This is a genomic window from Shewanella sp. ECSMB14102 (assembly GCF_000813075.1).
GTDB classification, from domain to species: domain Bacteria; phylum Pseudomonadota; class Gammaproteobacteria; order Enterobacterales; family Shewanellaceae; genus Shewanella; species Shewanella indica.
Genome location: NZ_JWGX01000061.1, coordinates 13,524 through 33,814 on the forward strand (window position 1 = coordinate 13,524; position 20,291 = coordinate 33,814).

Annotated in this window: 18 protein-coding genes, 6 tRNA genes and 1 pseudogene; 13 read left to right on the forward strand and 12 right to left on the reverse strand. The window is 54.4% G+C overall.

Features of this window, described 5'->3' with window-relative positions:
- Positions 1–91: 91 nt before the first annotated feature.
- Positions 92–1,282, forward strand: coding sequence for an MFS transporter (locus RC73_RS17650; RefSeq protein WP_039035886.1), 1,191 nt, complete (start codon positions 92–94; stop codon positions 1,280–1,282).
- An 84-nt stretch (positions 1,283–1,366) separates the two neighbouring features.
- Entirely contained in the window at positions 1,367–2,143 is a 777-nt protein-coding gene (locus RC73_RS17655; RefSeq protein WP_039035887.1) for an ROK family protein, read from the forward strand.
- Between the two features lie 31 nt (positions 2,144–2,174).
- Here the strand turns inward: RC73_RS17655 and RC73_RS17660 are convergent, their stop codons facing one another.
- Positions 2,175–2,495: a hypothetical protein gene (locus tag RC73_RS17660; RefSeq protein ID WP_039035888.1), complete on the reverse strand. Its 321-nt coding sequence runs from the start codon at positions 2,493–2,495 to the stop codon at positions 2,175–2,177.
- Positions 2,496–2,657: 162 nt separating this feature from the next.
- On the opposite strand from RC73_RS17660, the gene RC73_RS17665 reads away from it, so the two are divergent.
- Complete coding sequence (locus tag RC73_RS17665) at positions 2,658–3,884, forward strand: M24 family metallopeptidase (RefSeq protein WP_039035889.1); 1,227 nt, start codon at positions 2,658–2,660, stop codon at positions 3,882–3,884.
- A gap of 128 nt (positions 3,885–4,012) precedes the next feature.
- Here RC73_RS17665 and RC73_RS17670 read toward each other — a convergent pair whose 3' ends face one another.
- From RC73_RS17670 to RC73_RS17720, 11 genes are all read right to left on the reverse strand, one after another.
- Positions 4,013–4,666: a tetratricopeptide repeat protein gene (locus tag RC73_RS17670; RefSeq protein WP_025011680.1), complete on the reverse strand. Its 654-nt coding sequence runs from the start codon at positions 4,664–4,666 to the stop codon at positions 4,013–4,015.
- The gene (locus tag RC73_RS17675; protein WP_039035890.1) at positions 4,653–5,498 is read right to left on the reverse strand and encodes an SDR family oxidoreductase; all 846 of its coding nucleotides are present in this window, start codon (positions 5,496–5,498) and stop codon (positions 4,653–4,655) included. Before RC73_RS17675 ends, RC73_RS17670 begins: the two co-directional genes overlap by 14 nt.
- A 14-nt stretch (positions 5,499–5,512) precedes the next feature.
- Positions 5,513–6,184, reverse strand: coding sequence for a TenA family transcriptional regulator (locus RC73_RS17680; RefSeq protein WP_039035891.1), 672 nt, complete (start codon positions 6,182–6,184; stop codon positions 5,513–5,515).
- Positions 6,185–6,211: 27 nt separating this feature from the next.
- Positions 6,212–7,804 (reverse strand): AMP-binding protein, encoded by a 1,593-nt coding sequence (locus tag RC73_RS17685; RefSeq protein WP_052248271.1) that lies wholly within the window; start codon positions 7,802–7,804, stop codon positions 6,212–6,214.
- Positions 7,801–8,520: a thermostable hemolysin gene (locus tag RC73_RS17690; RefSeq protein ID WP_052248272.1), complete on the reverse strand. Its 720-nt coding sequence runs from the start codon at positions 8,518–8,520 to the stop codon at positions 7,801–7,803. Before RC73_RS17690 ends, RC73_RS17685 begins: the two co-directional genes overlap by 4 nt.
- 112 nt (positions 8,521–8,632) lie before the next feature.
- Positions 8,633–10,186 (reverse strand): apolipoprotein N-acyltransferase, encoded by a 1,554-nt coding sequence (lnt, locus tag RC73_RS17695; protein WP_039035892.1) that lies wholly within the window; start codon positions 10,184–10,186, stop codon positions 8,633–8,635.
- Positions 10,183–11,064 (reverse strand): CNNM family magnesium/cobalt transport protein CorC, encoded by an 882-nt coding sequence (corC, locus tag RC73_RS17700; protein ID WP_025011682.1) that lies wholly within the window; start codon positions 11,062–11,064, stop codon positions 10,183–10,185. Before corC ends, lnt begins: the two co-directional genes overlap by 4 nt.
- A 32-nt stretch (positions 11,065–11,096) precedes the next feature.
- Positions 11,097–11,558: an rRNA maturation RNase YbeY gene (gene ybeY, locus RC73_RS17705; protein ID WP_039035893.1), complete on the reverse strand. Its 462-nt coding sequence runs from the start codon at positions 11,556–11,558 to the stop codon at positions 11,097–11,099.
- Positions 11,548–12,594: a PhoH family protein gene (locus tag RC73_RS17710; RefSeq protein ID WP_039035894.1), complete on the reverse strand. Its 1,047-nt coding sequence runs from the start codon at positions 12,592–12,594 to the stop codon at positions 11,548–11,550. The genes ybeY and RC73_RS17710 overlap by 11 nt, the downstream gene beginning before the upstream one ends.
- A 129-nt stretch (positions 12,595–12,723) precedes the next feature.
- Positions 12,724–14,148, reverse strand: coding sequence for a tRNA (N6-isopentenyl adenosine(37)-C2)-methylthiotransferase MiaB (gene miaB, locus RC73_RS17715; RefSeq protein ID WP_039035895.1), 1,425 nt, complete (start codon positions 14,146–14,148; stop codon positions 12,724–12,726).
- A 97-nt stretch (positions 14,149–14,245) separates the two neighbouring features.
- Positions 14,246–14,569: a hypothetical protein gene (locus RC73_RS17720; protein WP_052248273.1), complete on the reverse strand. Its 324-nt coding sequence runs from the start codon at positions 14,567–14,569 to the stop codon at positions 14,246–14,248.
- An 83-nt stretch (positions 14,570–14,652) separates the two neighbouring features.
- Between RC73_RS17720 and RC73_RS17725 the strand changes: the two genes are divergently transcribed.
- The 10 genes and pseudogenes from RC73_RS17725 to RC73_RS17770 form a co-directional block, all read left to right on the forward strand.
- Positions 14,653–15,990 carry an FAD-dependent oxidoreductase gene (locus tag RC73_RS17725; protein WP_268814496.1) on the forward strand — a complete coding sequence of 446 codons (1,338 nt, stop codon included), beginning with the start codon at positions 14,653–14,655 and terminating at the stop codon, positions 15,988–15,990.
- A 189-nt stretch (positions 15,991–16,179) separates the two neighbouring features.
- The gene (gene pth, locus RC73_RS17730) at positions 16,180–16,767 is read left to right on the forward strand and encodes an aminoacyl-tRNA hydrolase (protein ID WP_025011686.1); all 588 of its coding nucleotides are present in this window, start codon (positions 16,180–16,182) and stop codon (positions 16,765–16,767) included.
- An 85-nt stretch (positions 16,768–16,852) separates the two neighbouring features.
- Entirely contained in the window at positions 16,853–17,944 is a 1,092-nt protein-coding gene (gene ychF / locus RC73_RS17735) for a redox-regulated ATPase YchF (protein ID WP_039035896.1), read from the forward strand.
- A gap of 175 nt (positions 17,945–18,119) precedes the next feature.
- Positions 18,120–18,196, forward strand: a tRNA-Met gene (locus RC73_RS17740).
- Between the two features lie 31 nt (positions 18,197–18,227).
- Positions 18,228–18,312: transfer RNA gene (locus RC73_RS17745), tRNA-Leu, on the forward strand.
- A gap of 35 nt (positions 18,313–18,347) precedes the next feature.
- Positions 18,348–18,422, forward strand: a tRNA-Gln gene (locus RC73_RS17750).
- A 20-nt stretch (positions 18,423–18,442) separates the two neighbouring features.
- A tRNA-Gln gene (locus tag RC73_RS17755) sits at positions 18,443–18,517 on the forward strand.
- Positions 18,518–18,543: 26 nt separating this feature from the next.
- Positions 18,544–18,620 (forward strand) — tRNA-Met (locus RC73_RS17760).
- 67 nt (positions 18,621–18,687) lie between these two features.
- Positions 18,688–18,762: transfer RNA gene (locus RC73_RS17765), tRNA-Gln, on the forward strand.
- A 593-nt stretch (positions 18,763–19,355) separates the two neighbouring features.
- Positions 19,356–20,291 (forward strand): annotated as a pseudogene (locus tag RC73_RS17770) (transposase); the annotation flags it as partial.

Genomic DNA, 20,291 nt, shown 5'->3' on the forward strand with positions numbered 1-20,291 from the left:
TTAAAACTGATTGGCTTAGGTTAACCCTATGTGTGTTTATTGGCCTGTTCAAGGTTTTTATCTGTCTCGATTTTTATTCAAGGATGCCTTTATGCCGCTAAATGTTTGGGTGTTGATGTTGGCGCAGGCCTTTGCCATGAGTGCCACACCTATCATGGTATTGCTCGGAGGCATAATAGGGGCAGAGCTGAGCCCGGTTCCCTCGCTGTCGACATTGCCTATCGCCATGATGGTAGTCGGAGTCGCTGTGGCGATTGTGCCTATCAATATCTTGATGCAGCGTTTGGGACGGCGACGGGTATTTATCGGTGGCGCCCTGCTGACCAGTATGGCGGGTGTTATGGCGGCGCTTAGTGTTTGGTATGCCCAGTTCTGGGGATTTTGTGCCAGCGGTCTGCTGCTCGGATGCGGCGGCGCCATTATCCAGCAATACCGGTTTGCCGCCATGGAGTCAGTGGCGCCGACTCTGTCTGCCAAGGCAGCCAGCCGGGTGTTGCTTGGTGGTTTGCTCGCCGCCTTCCTCGGGCCAGAACTGGCCTTGCTGGCCAAGGATATTCTGCCGGTAACCTACACAGGTGCATTTTTGATGGTGACTCTGGTCGGTGTGCTGGCGCTGGCTTGCTTGTTGTTTTATCAAGATGAAGGCCCGGTGCTCAAAGCCTCCAAGGTTGAGAGTATGGATATTCGGCCATTGTCGGTTATTTTGCGTCAAAGCCGACTCTGGGTTGCCTGCGGCGCTGCAGTTATAGGCTATGCCTTGATGAGTTTTATCATGACGGCGACCCCTGTGCATATGCATCACATAGAGCATCACAGCCTTGAGGATACCAAGTGGGTGATCCAGAGCCATGTGATTGCCATGTATCTGCCTTCGCTGATAAGTGGCTACCTGATAGCCCGTTTGGGGCATACCCGCATCATGTTGGCCGGGCTGGCGCTTTACTGCCTGACCTTGGCTCTGGCGCTGGCGGGGCGTGACCTGCTCAACTATTGGAGTGCGCTGGTGATGTTGGGTGTGGGTTGGAACTTCCTGTTTGTTGCCGGCACTTCGCTGTTGCCTGGCTGTTATCGCACCGAGGAGAGGTTCACTGTGCAGTCTTTCAACGATTCTCTGGTATTTGGCTCTCAGGCGTTGGCCTCTCTGGGAGCCGGCTGGGTCATTTATCAGCTTGGCTGGCAGTTGCTATTAGTGATCTGTATTCCCGCCATTGCGACCCAACTTATCCTGATAGCATGGTGGAAGTTAAGTAAAAGCAAAGCGTTACAAATAACAGAACCTTGATGATTAGGTGCGGTGCCGGCAGCACTGTGCTAACATCTTAGGCCGTCTACCGCCTCTGGCGGTACGGTAAAAAGGGGTTTATTGATGTCGACATTAACGATCGAAGTGGGGACTGAAACCGCGCTGTTTCAGCTGCGGCAAGGGGAAACAACAGAACAATATAAAATCCCCACCGGAGAGAATTTCACCATAGCAGATCTCAATCGGCAATTGGCTGAACTTGAATCTGATTATGGGCTTGCAAACTACCGTCTGGCACTGGCCTTCCCCGGCATGGTGCGAGACAACCAACTGATATCCTGCCGAGCCTTGCCTGCACTGGTGGGGCTTAACCCGGAAAAGCTCAGTAGCCGTGGTGAACTGGTGGCCATCAGCAATGATATCCACGCCGGTCTGCACGCCATTGCCAGCGTCAAACACCAATGTGAACTCTTGGTGATGTGTGGCACAGGGATCGGTATGTCACTGGCGCTCAACGGCCGGGTGTTCAGCGGTGCCAATGGCCTGGGCGGTGAGCTTGGCGCTTGCCGGGTGATGACGGAGTCGGGGGAATTCAGCCTCGAACAGTTGGCCAGCGGCGAGTCGGTACGGCGTCGACGCTTGCGTAACCCGGTGGAACTCTACCGCGCCGGGGCTTATTTGGGGATGGGCATAGCCTGGGCGGTTAACCTGCTCAATCCGCAAAAACTCTGGCTCGCCGGTAGCATGTTGGCCAATGCCGACTACTACAAGGGCTGTGTCAGCGGTGTTAAAGACTTGGCGGTTCCAGCCACTGTCAGTCAGTGTCAGATAAGTCGGGTCGACGATATGGAGACCTTGGTCTGCCGCGGCCTGCAAGTAATGCTGATGCAACAGGCCTGATACTCTGGCTCAAGGGGGGAGACATCCCCCTTCAAGCTGGTTCCTGGCAGGCCTGACGCATCTTCAACCAGAAGGCCCTTTGGCACAGGTTGCTGAAGGCTTTTTGTTTTGGGCTGATATCGTTTCCTTTCAGCACCCGATAACGGGTCCAGTTATCTTCGCAAAGCTCGCCGATGTTGGACCGGTTTGGCTCCTGTTCCAGCTCCTGCTGTTTTTCGATAATGGCGCCATCGGCAAAGTGATATTGCCATAAACCTTCATCGTCCGTGGTGTGAATTTGCACCGACTCCAACAACTCAGTGCAGCTTGTTCGTCCCTCTATAGCCAGAATATAGTTGGCAAGATCCTGCATATTGTACTCCCGCGTTTGGCGCAAGCAGCATATCAGCGGTCACCGGAAATTGGTAATTTCGTTTGTACTTTAAAATTTGCATGCAATATTTGCATACAATATATTAAAAATCCGAAACAGATTAGTACCCAATTAATAAAAACAATCAAGCAGGAGAAGTCTATGAGCACAGGCGTTGGTGGCTCAACCCCGGAGCAGGAGTTGGCAAAGCTGGTGGATATGACTCGGGATGTCACAGCGGTGGATGCCGCCGAATTCAAAACCAGGCAACAAAATGCCCAGGCGCTGATGCAAGAGTTGGGGATAGATGCCCTCTATCTCAATGCCGGCACCAATCTTTACTATTTCTCCGGCCTGCGCTGGTATGCCAGTGAGCGTATGGTCGGGGCGATTTTGCCCTGTCGTGGTGAGCTGGAATACCTGGCGCCGGCATTTGAGCTCGACACCCTCAAAGGCTTTATGTTGCAGCCTGGACAGGTTAACACCTGGCATGAGCACCAGAGTCCCTATGTGCTGTGCCGCAATGTGCTTGAGCGCATGGGCTGTCTGCGCCCGGGCGCCGTTCTGGCTATAGATGAATCAGCCCCTTTCTTTTTGTTTGATGGCCTGCGTGAGACTTGCCCCGAGCTTGCCTTTGTCAACGGCGCCAAGATTAGCGCCCAATTGCGAATGCATAAATCGCCCGCCGAGCTGAGGCTGATTCAGCGGGCGATGGATATGACGCTCGAAGTGCACAAGGCCGCCGCCAGAATATTACGCCCGGGGATCAGTACCGCCGAGGTGGAAGATTTTATCGATAAGGCCCATAGAGCCGTGGGTGCCAATGGTTCCTATTTCTGCATAGTACTCTTTGGTGAAGACAGTGCCTATCCCCATGGGGTCAAGTCGCCCAAGACGCTGGCGCCGGGCGACACAGTGTTGATAGACACAGGCTGTCAGCTGCATGGTTACAACTCGGATATTACCCGCACCTATGTATTTGGTACGCCAAGCGAGCGGCAGCGGCAATTGTGGGCACTGGAGCAGGCAGCGCAGCGGGCCGGTTTTGAAGCGGCGGCTTTAGGTGCGCCCTGCAGTGGTGTCGACAAGGCGGCCAGAGCCGTGTTGGAAGCGGCCGGTTTCGGGCCTGGATACCAACTGCCGGGACTGCCCCATAGAACGGGCCACGGCATAGGCCTGGATATTCATGAGTGGCCCTATCTGGTTGATGGCGACAACACCCCACTGGCCGTTGGTATGTGTTTTTCCAATGAGCCCATGCTTTGTGTGCCCGGCGAGTTCGGCGTTCGCCATGAAGATCACTTCTATATGACGGCAGAGGGGCCACGCTGGTTTACCCAGCCGGCTAAGTCGATTGACGATCCCTTCGCGCAGGGGGATAAGTTGTAACAGTTCCTTGCCCGGATAACAAAACCATCAGTCAGCCTGTATTGGCTGACTGATATTGGGCTGAGCTCGAAATCAAGCGCCAATCATGTCCATCAAATGCAATCTTTACCGGTAAAAATTGACTGACGTTAGCTGTTATCGCGATAGGCGGCGATTTTGGCGAGTGCAGCCTTGATTTCCTGCTTGCGACCCGCATCTGCCAGCTCGCGCCCTGGCCTTGGGGCGGCTTCGAGCGCTTTTTGCAGGAAAGGCAGGGCTTCGTCATACCTGTCCTCTTCCAACAGGAAGTCGCCGTAAAAGTAGTTGCTGTCTATACCATCGGGGTTGAGCTCCAACGCTTGTTTCAGCAACTCCTCGGCCTTGTCATCGTCCCCAAAGCCTAGCGGCCAGCCGGGCACCTTGTAGTAAAGCACCCCGAGACTCGTATAGGCAGAGCCCTTGAGCGCGGTGGGATCTTGCTTAAGCGCCTGCTCAAAGTCACTGCGAGCCCGCTTGGCGTACTTGAGGGCACCGAGGCCGCCGCTGACCCCGGCATAGGTAGAGTTGATAATGCCGTGCCAGATGCGCACGCCCGTACTTTGAGGGTGGGACTGCACCGACTCATCTGCCAGCTTCAGCAGTTTGACAAAGGCTTTTTCCTGCTCGTCGCCGCTGAGTTGATAGTTGTTGATGGCCCAGTCGTGTTGCAACTGTTTGACAGCCAGATCGCTGGCGTCATCGGCCCAGAGCGAAGGACTCACCAGCAGCGCTGCGCTCAGGCACAAGAGTTTAAATGGCTTCATGTTTCTCTCCTTCGGTGATGGGGTTGGCCGTGTCTTGTGTTGACATGGCCCTTTGGCAAAACTGGCGGATAAGTGGCAGTTTCTTGCGGGTATCATAGTTAACCAGGCCTGGCAGCAGGGCGTTTACCCGCACAAACAGCTTTTCCGGCCAACCGATAAAACGGCGGCCCCGGCGACTATCGGCCAGATCCCGACAGAGGATGTTGGCCACCCATTCAGGGCTGTCCTGACGGTTGCCGAGCGCCGAATTGAGCTGGCGCATCGATTCTGTGTTGAGTTCGGTATCCGTGGCTCTGGGGGCGAAATAGAGCACCTTAATCTTGCTGTCGGCCAACTCCCGCTCCAGTGCTTCGGTAAAACCCCTGAGGCCAAACTTGCTGGCGCAGTAAAGACTGGAGCCCGGGTAGCCTATGCTGCCGAGAATGGAGCCGACATTGATGATGGCGGCCTCTGACTGGCGTTTGAGCAAGGGTAGCAGGGTGCGGCAACAGTTGATGGGCGCCTCCAGGTTCACCGCCATCATGGCGCGGGTATCACAGGTGTCGCTGGCTTCCAACATGCTGAGTTGATTGACTCCGAGGCAGTTGATCAACACCTTGGGGCTGAACACCCCGGCGGCCTGGCGCAGCTGGCATTGACCGCCACTGCTGGTCAGATCGGCGCTTAAGGTGTGATGTTCTCCGGCAAGGCTCTGTTTCAGGATATCGAGCTTGGCTTGATCCCGGCCGCAGAGCAGCAGCCTGGCGCCTTTGGCGGCCAATGCCCTGGCGATGGCGCTACCGATGCCGCCACTGGCGCCGGTGATGATGACATTCAAATGTTTGAGTTCCATATTGGTCACCGTTTTCAGGAGGCCAGCGCCAAGGCCTGGGCCGGCGCCAGCTCGCGGAAGATGTTGCCGTAGAGGCGGTAGAAGTTGTTGGCGGCGTGAATGATCAAGGCTTGTTCTTCGGGATCCTCAATCCGGTTCATCAGCCCTTCAAAAAACTGGATATGTTGCTTGTCCAGCTCGCCGTGAGACTTGAGATAACTGAAGGCCGAATCCGGCAGCCCCAGGCGCGATTGCACTTTCTCGGCCGCCAGCAGCGCCAGATTGATGCTGGTGCCTTCCAGTACATTGACCATGCCGAAAAAGCCCAGCGGACTTACTCGATTCACCATGTCGTAGGCGTAAGCCACCATGAGTTCGGTGGCAAACAGCGGCGTGCTGCGTCTGGCCTTTTCCTTGTCAAAACCGCAGGCGGCTATGTCATTGAGGATCCACTCCTGGTGGCCTTGCTCCTCTTCGATATACTCGGCTACCGCCACCCTGAGCCATTCCTTGCTTTCCGGCAGTCTGGCGCCTGTGGCCATGAGCAGCGGCGAAGTGTGCTTCACATGGTGATAGGCCTGGTGCAGGAAGGCGACATAGTCCTCCAGGCTTATCTCTCCTTGCAGGCATTTGCCTATGATGGGACTGGCCTGCAGATACTCGCGTCCGCTCTGGGTTGCTTGTTGTAATTGGTCGTAGAAATTCATTATAAGGTTCCCTCAAGATATGGGGTTTCAGATAGATAGATAGAGCTGTTCTATTTGAGCGGCCAGGGCGCTCAGCAGTGAGGCGCGCTTGACCCTGCCATTGGCGGTGGTGTGAGGCTTGAGCTCGGTTTCATTCAGTCTTATCCAGCGTTTGATCCTGGCGTAGTCGGGCAGTGTGGCATTGACCGCATCCAGCCAGGTCTGGAGCTGCTCATCGCTGACTTGGTGCGGAGCGCACAGTAGCGCGCTGAGCCAGGGCCTGGCGTCGCCAAGGACCATACACTGACTCAGCAGCGGTTTGGCCATCAGCGCCGACTCCACCCACTCAGGGCTGATATTGCGGCCAAAGGAGCTGATAAGCAGATGCTTGCGGCGCCCGCTAATGGTGAGCACACCTTTATCGAGCAGGCCAAGGTCGCCGGTGGCGACTTCCCCCTGGCCCCAAGTCTCGGGTTGGTCGAGATATCCCAGGTGACTGGCGCCGCTGACATGGATTTCGCCGCCGCGAATGGTGACTTTGCAGTGAGGTAACACAGTGCCGGCAAAGCCGGGAGTGTCTTTATCCGGGGTGTTGAGCGCCACGACGGAGCCGCATTCCGACAGGCCGTAACCTTCATAAACCGGCAATCCAAGCTCCCTGGCCCGCATTAGCAACTCGGGAGCGACCTTGCCGCCACCAACGGCGACAAAGCGCAGTGAATCTGGCGCTTGCCAACCTTGCTCGCAGGCCCCGACCAGCAGTGTCAGCAACTGAGGAATGAGGATCATGCTGCTCGGCTGCGCTTGGCTTATGGTCTGTAGCAGCGCCTGGCTGTCGAGTCTTGAGCTGCCGTGCATGCCGCGGGCTTTATCCGAGGGCAGCAGCACAGTGCCGCCGCACAGCAAGGGGCTGTAGATACCGGCGATGTTTTCCAGCAAGGTGCTCAAGGGCAACAGACAAAGATGCCTGGGGCTGGGCAGGGCCGTGACTTTTGCAAGCGATTCGGCCACCCGCCATTGATGCTCGCTGCTGAGACACACCCCCTTGGGGTTACCGGTAGAGCCTGAGGTAAAGGTAATTTTGGCTGTGCCCTGTGGGACTTGCGGAAAAGCCGTCCTACTCTCGGCGCAAACACTCTGTTGGCCCGGATGTCCGTCGCAGAGCTGTCCCTCAGATAGCCGCTCGTCATATAACTGCCAGCCGTATAGATTGCAGCCCAGTTCACTGAGACCTTGGTACGGCGCAAAGCCCTTTGGCAAACAAGGCTGAATTTGTGGGCTTTCGCTCAGCACCAGCTCAACCGAGGTTTGTTCAAGGCAGTTTGCCAACTGCTCTTGGGAGAAAAACAGCGGCAAGGGCAGGCAAAGAACTCCCGCCTGCTGGCAGGCGAGATCCAGTATCGCCCACTGGACACTGTTGCCGGCATGCAGCGCCAGGCTGCGGATATTGAGGCGTTTGAGGAAATCACTGTAGCGGCGGATTTCCGTTTTCAGTTCAAGGTAGCTGAGTTGCCGCCCAGCATCGCTAAGGGCAATGGCCTGATCTTCGCCGTTGAGTTTGCCCAGGACATCCCAATCAAGGTTGGTTCCGGTGCCTGACTCAGAGATATTGGCTTGATTTAATTGAGGTGATGGAGTCATAGGCTTGATTCCCGGGTTCTGGCATAAGCCAATTCGGCCGCCATGGAGTTGATATCCGATTCGTGCCTTTGTGCCAGTCGCCTCAAGCGGGGGCTGGTTTCTATCACTTCTTGGGCGAGGCGCAGATCGCCAATCATGACTTTGGGGTTGTTGCGGTAGTAATTGCCCCAGATGGCGCTGTCACCTTCCAGTCGCTCAGGATCGGCGCTGCACAGCAGCATGGGCGAAAAGCCCAGCAGTTTCATTAGCGCTTCCACCTGCTCTGTGACGGTAAAGACCATATACTCAAAACCGGCTCTGGCCAGAGTGGCGGCAAGCAGTACCAGCAGCAGGGGCCCTGAACTCTTATTGGTGAGTGCCAGATTGCCCACTTCCACCAAGGAAGCCCTATCCACCGGGCGTTTGGCCAGCAGTGCCACCTGTTGCTCTATGGGGGCTTCTAGGTATTGCTCCAGAAACAAAGGATAGTAACATCCGGCCCTGAGGCCGAAGGCGCCCTGAGGCTGACCTTTAATGGTCAGTTGCAGTAAGAAAGGTAAAAACTCCTTGAGCCTGGCGCCATGCACCTGAAAGTATTTGGCGGCGATATAGTCTTCGACCTCAGTGCGGCCCTCTGCCTGTTCATGGAACAGGCGACACTCGGGAAGCGAATGAGGCGGGTTGGCAGAATGTGGGACGTCCTTTTCCAGGGCAGACAGGGGAAACTGCTTGACCATAGAGATACTCCGGATCTGTTAACCAGTATCCAAAGCCTAGAAAAGCAGTCTTAAGAAATACTTATGTGTCCATTAATATTTTATCAATTAGATAAAAATCAATGAGTTGGTTTTAGCTTTTATTGTTCTTTCGTCGCTTGGGGCAATACAACAGTCCCAAAAGCAGCAGCAAGCCACTCAGCCCCAGTACCGGCCATTGACCGATTCGGCTGAACAGAGTCTGGCCCTCGACCAGCGGCACTTCAGCGGTGAGTACACCTTCTACAAACTGCGGTAGTTTGGCACTGATATTGCCAAATTCATCCACCACGGCGGTGACGCCATTGTTGGTGGCCCGCAGCAGAGGTCGGCCCAACTCGACCGAGCGCATCTGGGCTATCTCCATGTGTTGCAACGGGCCATTGGATTCACCAAACCAGGCATCGTTGGAGACGGTCAGCAACACCTGGGTATCCTCGGCGACGTTGGCCCTGAGCTGCTCGGGGAAAGCGATTTCATAGCAGATTGCCGGTGCCAGAGTATGACCCAACGCCGTCAGATTATTTTGCTGATAACTGCCTCTGGCAAATGAGGACATGGGCAGGTTGAAGAAGGGGGCCAGGGGCCGCAGCAGCGACTCCATGGGCACAAACTCGCCTATGGGCAGCAGGTGATGTTTGCGAAACTGATTGTCGCCAGCTGCGCTATAGTTGGCGTTTTGTTGCTGTTTCTGATGGTGATTTCCCAGCACGATCAGCGAGTTGTAGAAGTCGCCATTTTGCTGGCTGATGATACCTGTGATGATGGCGGCATCCCGCAGATTGGCGACCTTGTTGGCGTTGTCGAGAAACTCGGCCACCATGCTTTCGGGGGCCGGTATCGCTGCCTCGGGCCAGATCACCAAGTCTCTGTCCAGATGCGGGCGGGAGAGATCCATATACTTGAGCATAGTCGGCCAGAGCGCGTCCGGCTCCCACTTCATGCTCTGAGGAATATTGCCCTGCACCAGCGCCACGCTGAGGGTCTCGCCGGTGCGCTCAACCGTTGAAAATCGCGGCGCCTGCCATACAAGCAGGGTGAGTAGTGCCGAGCTCACCACCAGGCTGAGCCAGCGACGTTTGAGCAGCAGCACCAGGCTTGCTGCCAACAGCGCTACCGTAAAACTGAGCCCCAAAGTGCCTATCATTGAGGCCAGTGGCTTCAAGGGGCCAGAGGTTTGGCTATAGCCGCCCCAGAGCCAGGGAAAACCGGTGAGTACCCAGCCCCGCAGCCATTCGCACAGGGTCCAGAGCGCCGGAAACAGCCCCAGTAGTTGCCAGTTATGACGCTTGGGCGCCAGTCGTGCCAGCAGGGCACCGGCCAGCGCCGGATACAAGGCCAGATAGAGGGCCAACAGGGCCATCAGGCCCATGGAAGCAATTAGCGGCAAGCCACCGAATCTGTCCATGCTGACATGCACCCAGCTGATCCCGAAGGCGAAGGCGCCAAAGCCAAAGCTGAGCCAATAGCCAAAACTGGCCTTGGGGGAAAGCTTATCACTGTGCCAAAGGCCAAAGGCCAGCGCCAGCGGGTAGATGGGCCAGAGATCGTAGGGGGCAAAGGAAAGTGCCGTACTGGCACCGGCCAAAAAGGCCAGTACCAGACGCAGCTTGGGATGGCGTTTAAGCGCCGCTAATGTGGACTTCACTGGTCGTTACTGTCTTCAGTATCGTTGGGATCGGGTAGTTTCACCCTGAGTTGCAATAAACGACGGGTATCGGCACTGATCACTTTGAATTCAATGCCGTCGATGACGATCTTCTCGTTGCGCTCCGGCAGGTGACCGAAGGCGTGGGACACCAATCCGCCGACTGTGTCGAACTCTTCATCACTGAAATGGGTGTTGAAGGTTTCGTTGAAATCTTCAATCTCGGTCAGTGCCTTGACCATGTAAACCCGGTTACCGGCTTTACGGATCTCAGACTCGTCGCTGTTGTCGTGATCGAACTCATCTTCGATATCGCCGACAATCTCTTCGAGAATATCTTCAATGGTGACCAGGCCGGAAACACCACCATATTCATCAACCACAATCGCCATATGGTAGCGTTGGGAACGGAACTCTTTGAGTAGCACATCCACTCTCTTGCTCTCGGGCACCACAACGGCCGGGCGGATCACTTTTTCCAGTGAGAAGGGTTCTTCACTGTTGTTGAAGCCGTACTTCAGCAGATCTTTGGCCAGCAGTATGCCTTCGATATGGTCTTTGTCTTCATTGACCACAGGAAAGCGGGAATGAGCAGAGTTGATGACAGTGTTGAGCAGTTCCTCAACAGAGTCATTGAATTGGATGGCGACAATTTGCGCTCTGGGGATCATTATGTCCCTTACACGCAAATCAGATACCTCTAAAACACCTTTTATCATCTCGCGGGTATCTTCTGTGATGAGCTCACGCTGCTCGGCATCGTGGATCACCTCAACCAGATCTTCGCGATTTTGAGGTTCGCCCTGGAATAACTGGCTTACACGGTCAAACCAGCCTTTCTTATGGGCGCTGGTACTCGGGGGGATATCGTCACTCATAGTGTTCTTCATGACAGGGCGAACCCTGGCAATTATTGCTCCTTGTATGGGTCAGTAAAACCTAAGCTTTCAATGAGTTGGGTCTCTAGCGACTCCATTTCTTCGGCTTCGGCATCTTCGATGTGATCATAACCTAGCAGATGCAGGCAACCGTGCACAACCATATGTGCCCAGTGCGCCTGTAGCGGTTTATGCTGTTCACCGGCTTCATTTTCAACGACTGAAACGCAAATGACAAGATCCCCGAGTAATGGCAGGGTTATTCCCGGTGGCGCTTCAAACGGAAATGACAATACATTGGTGGGCTTGTCTTTGCCGCGATAGTCCCGGTTCAACTGCTGGCTCTCTTCGCTGTCCACCAGACGTATGGTCAGTTCGGCCTGCTCCATACTATTGCCTATGGCAGTACGGGCCCAGAGCTCGAAATCGCTCTGGGATGGCAGGTTTTGCGCTTCTGTAGCCAGTTGCAGGTCCAGTTGCAGATCAAGACTCATGGGCGCCGGCCTCTGTCAGTTGATATTGGCTGTCGCGTTGGGCCTTGGCCGCCTGCTGGCGCTGATCGTGCGTTTCATAGGCTTCCACTATGCGGGCGACTACCGGGTGGCGTACCACGTCCTGGGCCTGGAAGAAGTTGAAGCTGATCTCTTCTACTTCGCTCAGTACTTCAATGGCGTGGCGCAGGCCGGACTTGGCGTTGCGCGGCAGATCTATCTGGGTAATGTCACCTGTGATCACCGCCTTGGAGTTGAAGCCGATACGGGTGAGGAACATCTTCATCTGTTCCACCGTGGTATTTTGGCTCTCATCGAGGATGATAAAGGCGTCGTTGAGGGTGCGGCCACGCATATAGGCCAGCGGTGCGACCTCGATAACATTGCGCTCTATCAGTCGCTCGACCTTCTCAAACCCGAGCATCTCAAACAGGGCGTCATACAGAGGCCTGAGGTAAGGGTCTACCTTCTGGCTCAGATCGCCGGGCAGAAAGCCCAGTTTCTCACCGGCTTCCACCGCAGGGCGGGTTAGCAGAATGCGGCGGATCTCCTGACGTTCCAGCGCATCCACGGCGGCGGCAACAGCCAGATAGGTCTTGCCGGTACCGGCGGGGCCTATGCCGAAGGTGATGTCATGGCGCACTATGTTGGCCACATATTGGGTCTGGTTGGGATTGCGCGGCTTAATCACCCCTTTGCGGGTCTTGATATAGTGCTCTTTGGGTTCTGCACCGCTGTCGTCGGCTTCCAGGGCAATGGCTTCCTGAATGGCGATATGCACCTGCTCGGGCTCAAGATCCGGAGTCGAGCCTTTTACCGGCGCGGTTTCGACATAGAGCTGTTTCAGCAGGTTGTTGGCGGTGAGGCAGTTACGCGGCTGGCCGACAATCTGAAAATGGTTGTTGCGGTAGCTTATCTCGACGCCCACCCGGCGCTCGAGCTGTTTGATATTGTCATCGAACGGACCACACAGAGACGCCAGACGGCGGCTGTCGGCCGGTTCGAGATACAGATTCATGGTGGTTAATTTGTGAGACAAACAAAAACTCCTGTTGATGTCATCTTTGATCAGTTTACGAGCGTGAAGGCATAAATGCTAACGGAAAATCGAGCCTAAAATAAAACGGCCCGGGTCCGAAGAGCCGGGCCGCCGTGGAAGTCTCGGCGCTTACGGGGTGAACTGAGTCACGCCCAGGGTGTCTTCCTGATTATGCTTGGCCAGAATATCACTGGGGCGCAGGCTCTTGCGCAAGTCCATCTCATCTTCTCCGCGAACAAACTTGCCGCGCAGCGAGTTGGTGTAGACATCGACGATTTCCACGTCCACGAAGCTGCCTATATGCTTGGGCTGGCCTTCGAAGTTGACCACCCGGTTGTTTTCGGTGCGGCCGCGCAGTTCCATGGGATTCTTGACCGATGGGCCTTCCACCAGAATACGCTGCACTGTGCCCAGCATCTGGCGGCTGTAGCGCTGCGCCTGTTGGGTGATTCTGTCTTGCAGAATTGCCAGGCGCTGCTTTTTCTCTTCCATATCCACATCATCCGGCAAGTCGGCCGCCGGGGTGCCGGGACGGGCACTGTAGATAAAGCTGAAGCTGTGGTCAAAGCCCACTTCTTCAATCAGCTTCATGGTGTCGGCAAAGTCTTCTTTGGTTTCGCCGGGGAAGCCGATGATAAAGTCGGAACTTATCTGAATATCCGGCCGCGCCTTGCGCAGACGGCGAATGATTGACTTGTACTCGATTGCCATATGGCCGCGCTTCATCTGGGTCAGAATGCGGTCTGAACCTGATTGCACCGGCAGGTGCAGGAAGCTTACCAGCTCAGGAGTGTCTTCATAGACGTCGATAATGTCCTGGGTGAACTCTATCGGATGGCTGGTGGTAAAGCGGATGCGGTCGATACCGTCGATGGCGGCCACATAACGCAGCAGCTCGGCAAAGCTGCAAATTTCGTCATCATGGGTCAGGCCGCGATAGGCGTTAACGTTTTGTCCCAGCAGGTTGACTTCACGCACCCCTTGCTCGGCCAGTTGAGCGATTTCCAGGATGATGTCATCCAGTGGCCGACTGACTTCTTCACCGCGGGTATAGGGCACCACGCAGAAAGAGCAGTACTTGCTGCAGCCTTCCATGATGGAGACAAAGGCGGTGGGGCCTTCAGCGCGGGGCTCGGGCAGACGGTCGAACTTCTCGATTTCAGGGAAGCTGACGTCAATCACCGCCTGGTCGCCGCTGCGAACCTGGTTGATCATCTCTGGCAGACGGTGCAGGGTTTGGGGGCCGAAGATAATATCCACGCACTGGGCGCGTTCTTTTATCGCCTTGCCTTCTTGCGAAGCCACACAACCACCCACGCCAATGATCAGCTCAGGATTCTTGTCTTTGAGTGTTTTCCAGCGGCCCAGCTGATGGAATACCTTTTCCTGCGCTTTTTCACGAATAGAACAGGTATTGAGCAGCAGAATATCTGCCTCATCAGCCTCTTCGGTCAGGGTGTAGCCCTGAAATTCGTTTAACAGATCGGCCATCTTGGATGAGTCGTACTCATTCATCTGACAGCCCCAGGTTTTAATATGGAGTTTTTTACTCATCAGTTTTGCGTCGCTCTTCGGAACCACTTAAAAAATAGCGCGCCATTTTACCCGCTGTTCAGTCCGCTGACCAGCTTTTGAACGCCAGGACTGAGAATTACTCTGGTGGCTGCAGTACCCCTTCAAAAAGTATGGGTAAACGATTATCGGCCAGCTGAATGTCCTGCTGTTGATAAAACTGCTCAGCCATCTGTTGGGTACCGGCGCGAGCCTGAAGATAGATATCCTCCAGTACCTCTATATGAAAGCCGGCCATGGTTTCCGTGATTTGTTGATATAGGGCATAATTCAGCGACGAGCGATAGGTTACAGTTATCACTTCCATCTGGTCTGCCGTGGTGGCGGCCAGAATATGACCAGAGCTAAAGGCGGCCGGGACGATAAGGGCTGCGGCTATCAGGCTGTTGGTAAGTTTGCACATGGTATCCTCACTTGTTGATGTCGATAACCGCCAATGCGGTGTTGGCTATGACAGATACTGCTTGGACACACTGAGGCTAGCCTATGGTTGCCAAGACTCGTGTGTCGGCTTGTAAGCAGGTGTTTCAGGAGGGCCGGCAGCAACATTTGCTCATGATTGAAGCCAAAACAGTTACCATTGAACACAACTCTGTGGCCAAGGCGGCAGAGAAGAGAGACAGCAGGAAAGGCATAGTGACAGAACAACATGAGACCAAGGATATCGTCATCATAGGTGGCGGTATGGTAGGTGCGGCAACGGCGCTGGGGTTAGCCAAACTCGGGCTGGAAGTGGCGCTGGTGGAGGCCTTTGAACCCGAGGCCTTTGATGCCTCGCAACCTCTGGATGTCAGGGTCTCGGCCATCAGCGCCGCATCGGAGGCACTACTCGAGCGTTTGGGGGCATTTGATACTCTGCTCGGTATGCGCCATGTGGCCTATCGTGGCCTGGAAACCTGGGAGATGGAAGGCTGCATAACCCGTTTTCATGCCAGTCAGATTAAGGCCGAGCGTCTGGGCCACATAGTGGAAAACCGTTTGGTGCAGCTGGCCCTGTGGCAGGAATTCGACAACTACCCCAATCTGACACTCTGCTGTCCGGCGCGGGTCGGGCGCATGGTGCGCTCCTGTGCCGGCATCGAGGTTAGCCTGGACGATGGTCGAGTGTTCGATGCCCGCTTGCTGGTGGGGGCCGATGGTGCCAACTCCAGAGTGCGCCAATGGGCCGGAATTGGTATCAGCGGTTGGGATTATTCCCAGTCCTGTATGTTGATCAATATCGCCACCGAGTGCGAAGAGCAGGATGTGACCTGGCAACAGTTTACTCCGCAAGGGCCGCGTTCCTTGCTGCCATTGCCGGGCAAAAATGCGTCCCTGGTTTGGTATGACGATGCCAAACAAATTCGCAGTTTGATGCAGCTAAGCGACAGCCAACTGAAGCAGGCGATCATCAATCACTTCCCCGATAGGCTCGATCCCCACTTCGAAGTGTTGGCCAAGGGCAGTTTTCCGCTGACCCGGCGCCATGCGCAGCAATACTATCGCGATAACCTGGTGATCCTGGGGGACGCGGCTCACACCATTAACCCGCTGGCGGGGCAGGGGGTTAACCTGGGCTTCAAAGACGTCGAAGCCTTGATAGCGACAATCACCCAGGCGCTGGAAAAGGGCGAAGACTGGTCAAAGGCCACAGTGCTTGAGGGGTTCCAAAAGCAGCGCTGGTTTGACAATCAGTTGATGATGACAGGCATGGATCTCTTCTATGCCGGTTTCAGTAACGATCTGTTGCCACTTAAACTGCTGCGTAACGCCGGCCTCAAGCTGGCGGATATCAATACTCCGGTTAAGCAGCAAGTGCTCAAGTATGCGCTGGGGCTGAGATAACCCCGGTCGATTTGTTGATTGTCGCAAGAGAGTGCTAAAATGCCGCGTTTTTATAAGAATGCGGCATTTTTCATTGGCTTTTATGCCGGGTTTTGGCCTGTAACGGTCAAGCTTCAAGAGCGGTGAATATTTGCCTGGCCACCTCTGGCCTTCGCAGAACTTCTCGTTGAATAAACAGAATAGAGACTGATGACAGAGATTAAACTTATCGTCGGGCTGGCCAATCCCGGCGCCGAGTATGCCCAGACCCGCCATAATGCCGGTGCCTGGTATGTGCAGGAGCTGGCCAGAGGTTGCGGTGCCCAGCTCAGTGCCGACAGCAAGTATTTTGGCCTGACTGCCAGAGTTACGCTCAAGGGCCGCGATGTGCGCCTGCTGATCCCTTCCACTTATATGAACCTGAGTGGTAAGTCGGTGGCGGCATTGGCGAACTTCTTCCGTATTCAACCGGAGGAGATTTTGGTGGCCCACGATGAGCTGGACATGCCGCCGGGTGTGGCCAAGTTCAAGCTTGGCGGTGGTCATGGCGGCCATAACGGCCTCAAGGACATTATTGCCAAGCTGGGCAATAACAAGAATTTTTATCGTCTGCGGATTGGCATAGGTCATCCCGGAGACAAGAATAAAGTCAGTGGCTATGTGCTTGGCAAGGCGCCGAGTACTGAGCAGTCGCTGATCGATGCCGCGGTAGATGAAGCGGTGCGCGCCACAGATATCCTCTTTGCCGAGGATATGACCAAGGCGATGCACAGGCTGCACTCCTTTAAAGCGGTCTAAGATTATCCAGGCGTCAGACGCCTGTTTCATTATCCTGTCCGGGGCCGAGTGCGCCGGGCTCAAATTAGAGAGAAAGGTAAACATCATGGGTTTTAAATGCGGCATCGTTGGTCTGCCAAACGTCGGTAAGTCAACTCTGTTCAATGCGTTAACCAAGGCTGGCATCGAAGCGGCAAACTTTCCCTTCTGTACCATAGAACCCAACACTGGTGTGGTGCCAGTGCCGGATGCTCGTCTGGACGCCCTGGCTGAAATCGTTAAGCCTGAGCGGGTTCTGCCGACCACTATGGAGTTTGTGGACATTGCCGGTCTGGTTGCCGGGGCATCCAAGGGCGAAGGTCTGGGTAACAAGTTCCTGGCCAACATCCGTGAAACCGATGCTATCGGCCATGTAGTGCGTTGCTTCGAGAATGACAATATTGTTCACGTGGCCAACAAGGTTGACCCAGCCGGTGATATTGAAGTGATCAATACCGAACTGGCACTGGCGGATCTCGACAGTGTTGAGCGCGCCATACTGCGTCAGCAAAAACGTGCCAAGGGTGGCGATAAAGACGCCAAATTTGAAGTCGAAGTGTTGGAAAAACTCAAGCCGGTACTGGACGAAGGCCATATGCTGCGCACTCTGGATTTGAGCCCGGAAGAACTGGAAGCCGTGGCTTACCTGAACCTGCTGACGCTCAAGCCAACCATGTATATTGCCAACGTTTCTGAAGATGGCTTCATTAATAACCCGCATCTGGATACAGTGCGTGCCATTGCCGAAAAAGAAAATGCCGTTGTGGTGCCTGTGTGCGCCGCTATCGAGTCAGATCTGGCGGAAATGGATGAAGAAGAGCGCAGCGAGTTCCTCGAAGAACTGGGCCTGGAAGAACCAGGGCTTGATCGGGTGATCCGCGCCGGTTACGAATTGCTGACACTGCAAACCTACTTTACTGCCGGGGTGAAAGAAGTACGTGCCTGGACTGTGACCGTAGGTTCTACCGCACCGCAGGCGGCCGGTAAAATTCACACCGACTTTGAGCGTGGCTTTATTCGGGCTCAGGTTATGGCCTATGATGACTTTATTCAGTACAAGGGCGAAGCCGGTTGTAAGGAAGCAGGTAAGTTGCGGGTGGAAGGGAAAACCTATATCGTCAAAGACGGCGATGTGATGCACTTCCTGTTTAACGTATAAAGTGACTCTAAATGGGCGATAGAACACGGATTTGCATATCTGTTGCCCAGTTTGATGGGTTTATAGGCAAACGGCGGGGGCGGCGGGATTTAGCCTAAAAAAGCTGTTGACCTGAATAACCTGAATAAGCATAATACGCCCCGTTCCTCGGCACGGGGAACAGCAAAGTTATCGTGGCTATGTAGCTCAGCTGGTTAGAGCACAGCACTCATAATGCTGGGGTCGCAGGTTCAAGTCCCGCCATAGCTACCATCCTTCTTGGGATGTCAAAACAAGAGACACTGCGGGAGTGGTGAAATTGGTAGACACGCCAGATTTAGGTTCTGGTGCCGCAAGGTGTGAGAGTTCAAGTCTCTCCTCCCGTACCATATCTGTCTCTTATTGAAATAGCTTTGATTATTGGTGGGGTATCGCCAAGCGGTAAGGCACCGGGTTTTGATCCCGGCATTCCCAGGTTCGAATCCTGGTACCCCAGCCATCTTTACCAAGTTTATATATTGGGGTATCGCCAAGCGGTAAGGCACCGGGTTTTGATCCCGGCATTCCCAGGTTCGAATCCTGGTACCCCAGCCATAAACGCTAAAGAGAAAAAATACAGTGGCTATGTAGCTCAGCTGGTTAGAGCACAGCACTCATAATGCTGGGGTCGCAGGTTCAAGTCCCGCCATAGCTACCATGTTTCTTTAGCAGCAAACTTGGTCTTCACGAGTCTTAAGATTCGTATCGGTTAATACCGACCCTGATGGGGTATCGCCAAGCGGTAAGGCACCGGGTTTTGATCCCGGCATTCCCAGGTTCGAATCCTGGTACCCCAGCCATATTCAACGAAAGAGCCCGTCATAGACGGGCTTTTTTGTATCTGTTTTTCATCGTTTGAACTTTTCAGCTATTGGCATATCGCCGGGATAGAGTCCCAATGCCGTGAAAGGCCATGCCCTCAGCCACGTTATTTGCGCCAATGGCCCTCGGCGGCTCCGAAGGGGGAATTGGTGCATTCTGTGGGAATGGAGTAGCTTGAAACATTTGAAGTGTCCGCAGACATACACCTCATTTCCAGGCACAGGCGAAACTGTGACCGTCGAAAACAGGGCCGAATTTTGTTCCCGACAAATTCGGCATTTCCTACGTCCTTGTAGGTCAGATGTTTTTGTCGAGGCTACATGGACGTATTCACAACAACATCCCTGTTTAACGGCCAGCTCGTCATCCATGACTCGCGCTCGAAAGCATGTTGCTATGCAACTCTCGCCACGTCACAGGATCGCCTGTGCGAAAGGCGCACCGCAGGTGATGGGCTACTAAAAAATGGACACCCAGCATTAATAACGCTAAAAAATGGACACCCAGCATTAATGGCGTGGTAGTTAGTTTCCGACTATGCTTTGTTTAAGCATTTAACAAGGAGGTTATTATGCCGCGCCCTCGCCGAACTCAAATCAGCCTTGAAGATACGCCCTACTACCACTGTTGCAGCCGCGTGGTGCGGCGAGCCTTTCTGTGTGGTGATGATGCCTACTCGGGTAAGAATTATGACCACCGCCGTGGTTGGGTCGAATCGTTATTGTTTGAACTGGAAGCTGTTTTTGCCATTGATGTGGCGGCATTCGCCATCATGAGTAATCATCTGCATCTGGTGTTGCATATCGATATAGAGACAGCAAACCGATGGACAGACAGAGAAGTGCTTGAGCAATGGCATAAGCTGTTCAAAGGTGATGAGTTAACCCGCAAATTCACCCAGGGTGAGCTGATTGAAGCGCATGAAGTTCCCAGGCTGAAGCATACTATCGCGATTTTTCGCAGCAGGTTATGTGACATCAGTTGGTTCATGCGTTGCCTTAATGAACCGATAGCGCGTCAAGCCAATCAGGAAGATAACTGTACCGGCCGATTCTATTCGCCGCCATCCCTGGCGCTCTCCCTGCGGGCCAGCTAAAGCTGTTCAAATTTATTCCGGATAAATTTGTGGGAAGGAAGATTTAAGTCACAAGCCTTACTCGATGAAGCCGCAGTGTTAACCTGCATGGCCTACGTTGACCTCAATCCCATCAGAGCCAAGATGGCCGATACGCCTGAGCAGTCGGAACATACCAGCATTCGGCTACGTATTCAGGCAGCCTTGAAATACGAACAACCCGCCAAGCTACTGCCCTTTATTGGAAATGAATGCGATAACCAGCGCAGTGGTATTGCGTTTGGGCTCAAGGATTATCTTGAATTGGTGGATGATACTGGGCGCTGTATTCGCAATGATAAACGTGGCGCGATAAGTGAAAAGAGTACCAAGCTACTGACGCAGTTGAATATCCCTCATGAGAACTGGCTCAAGCTTACCACTGAATTTGGA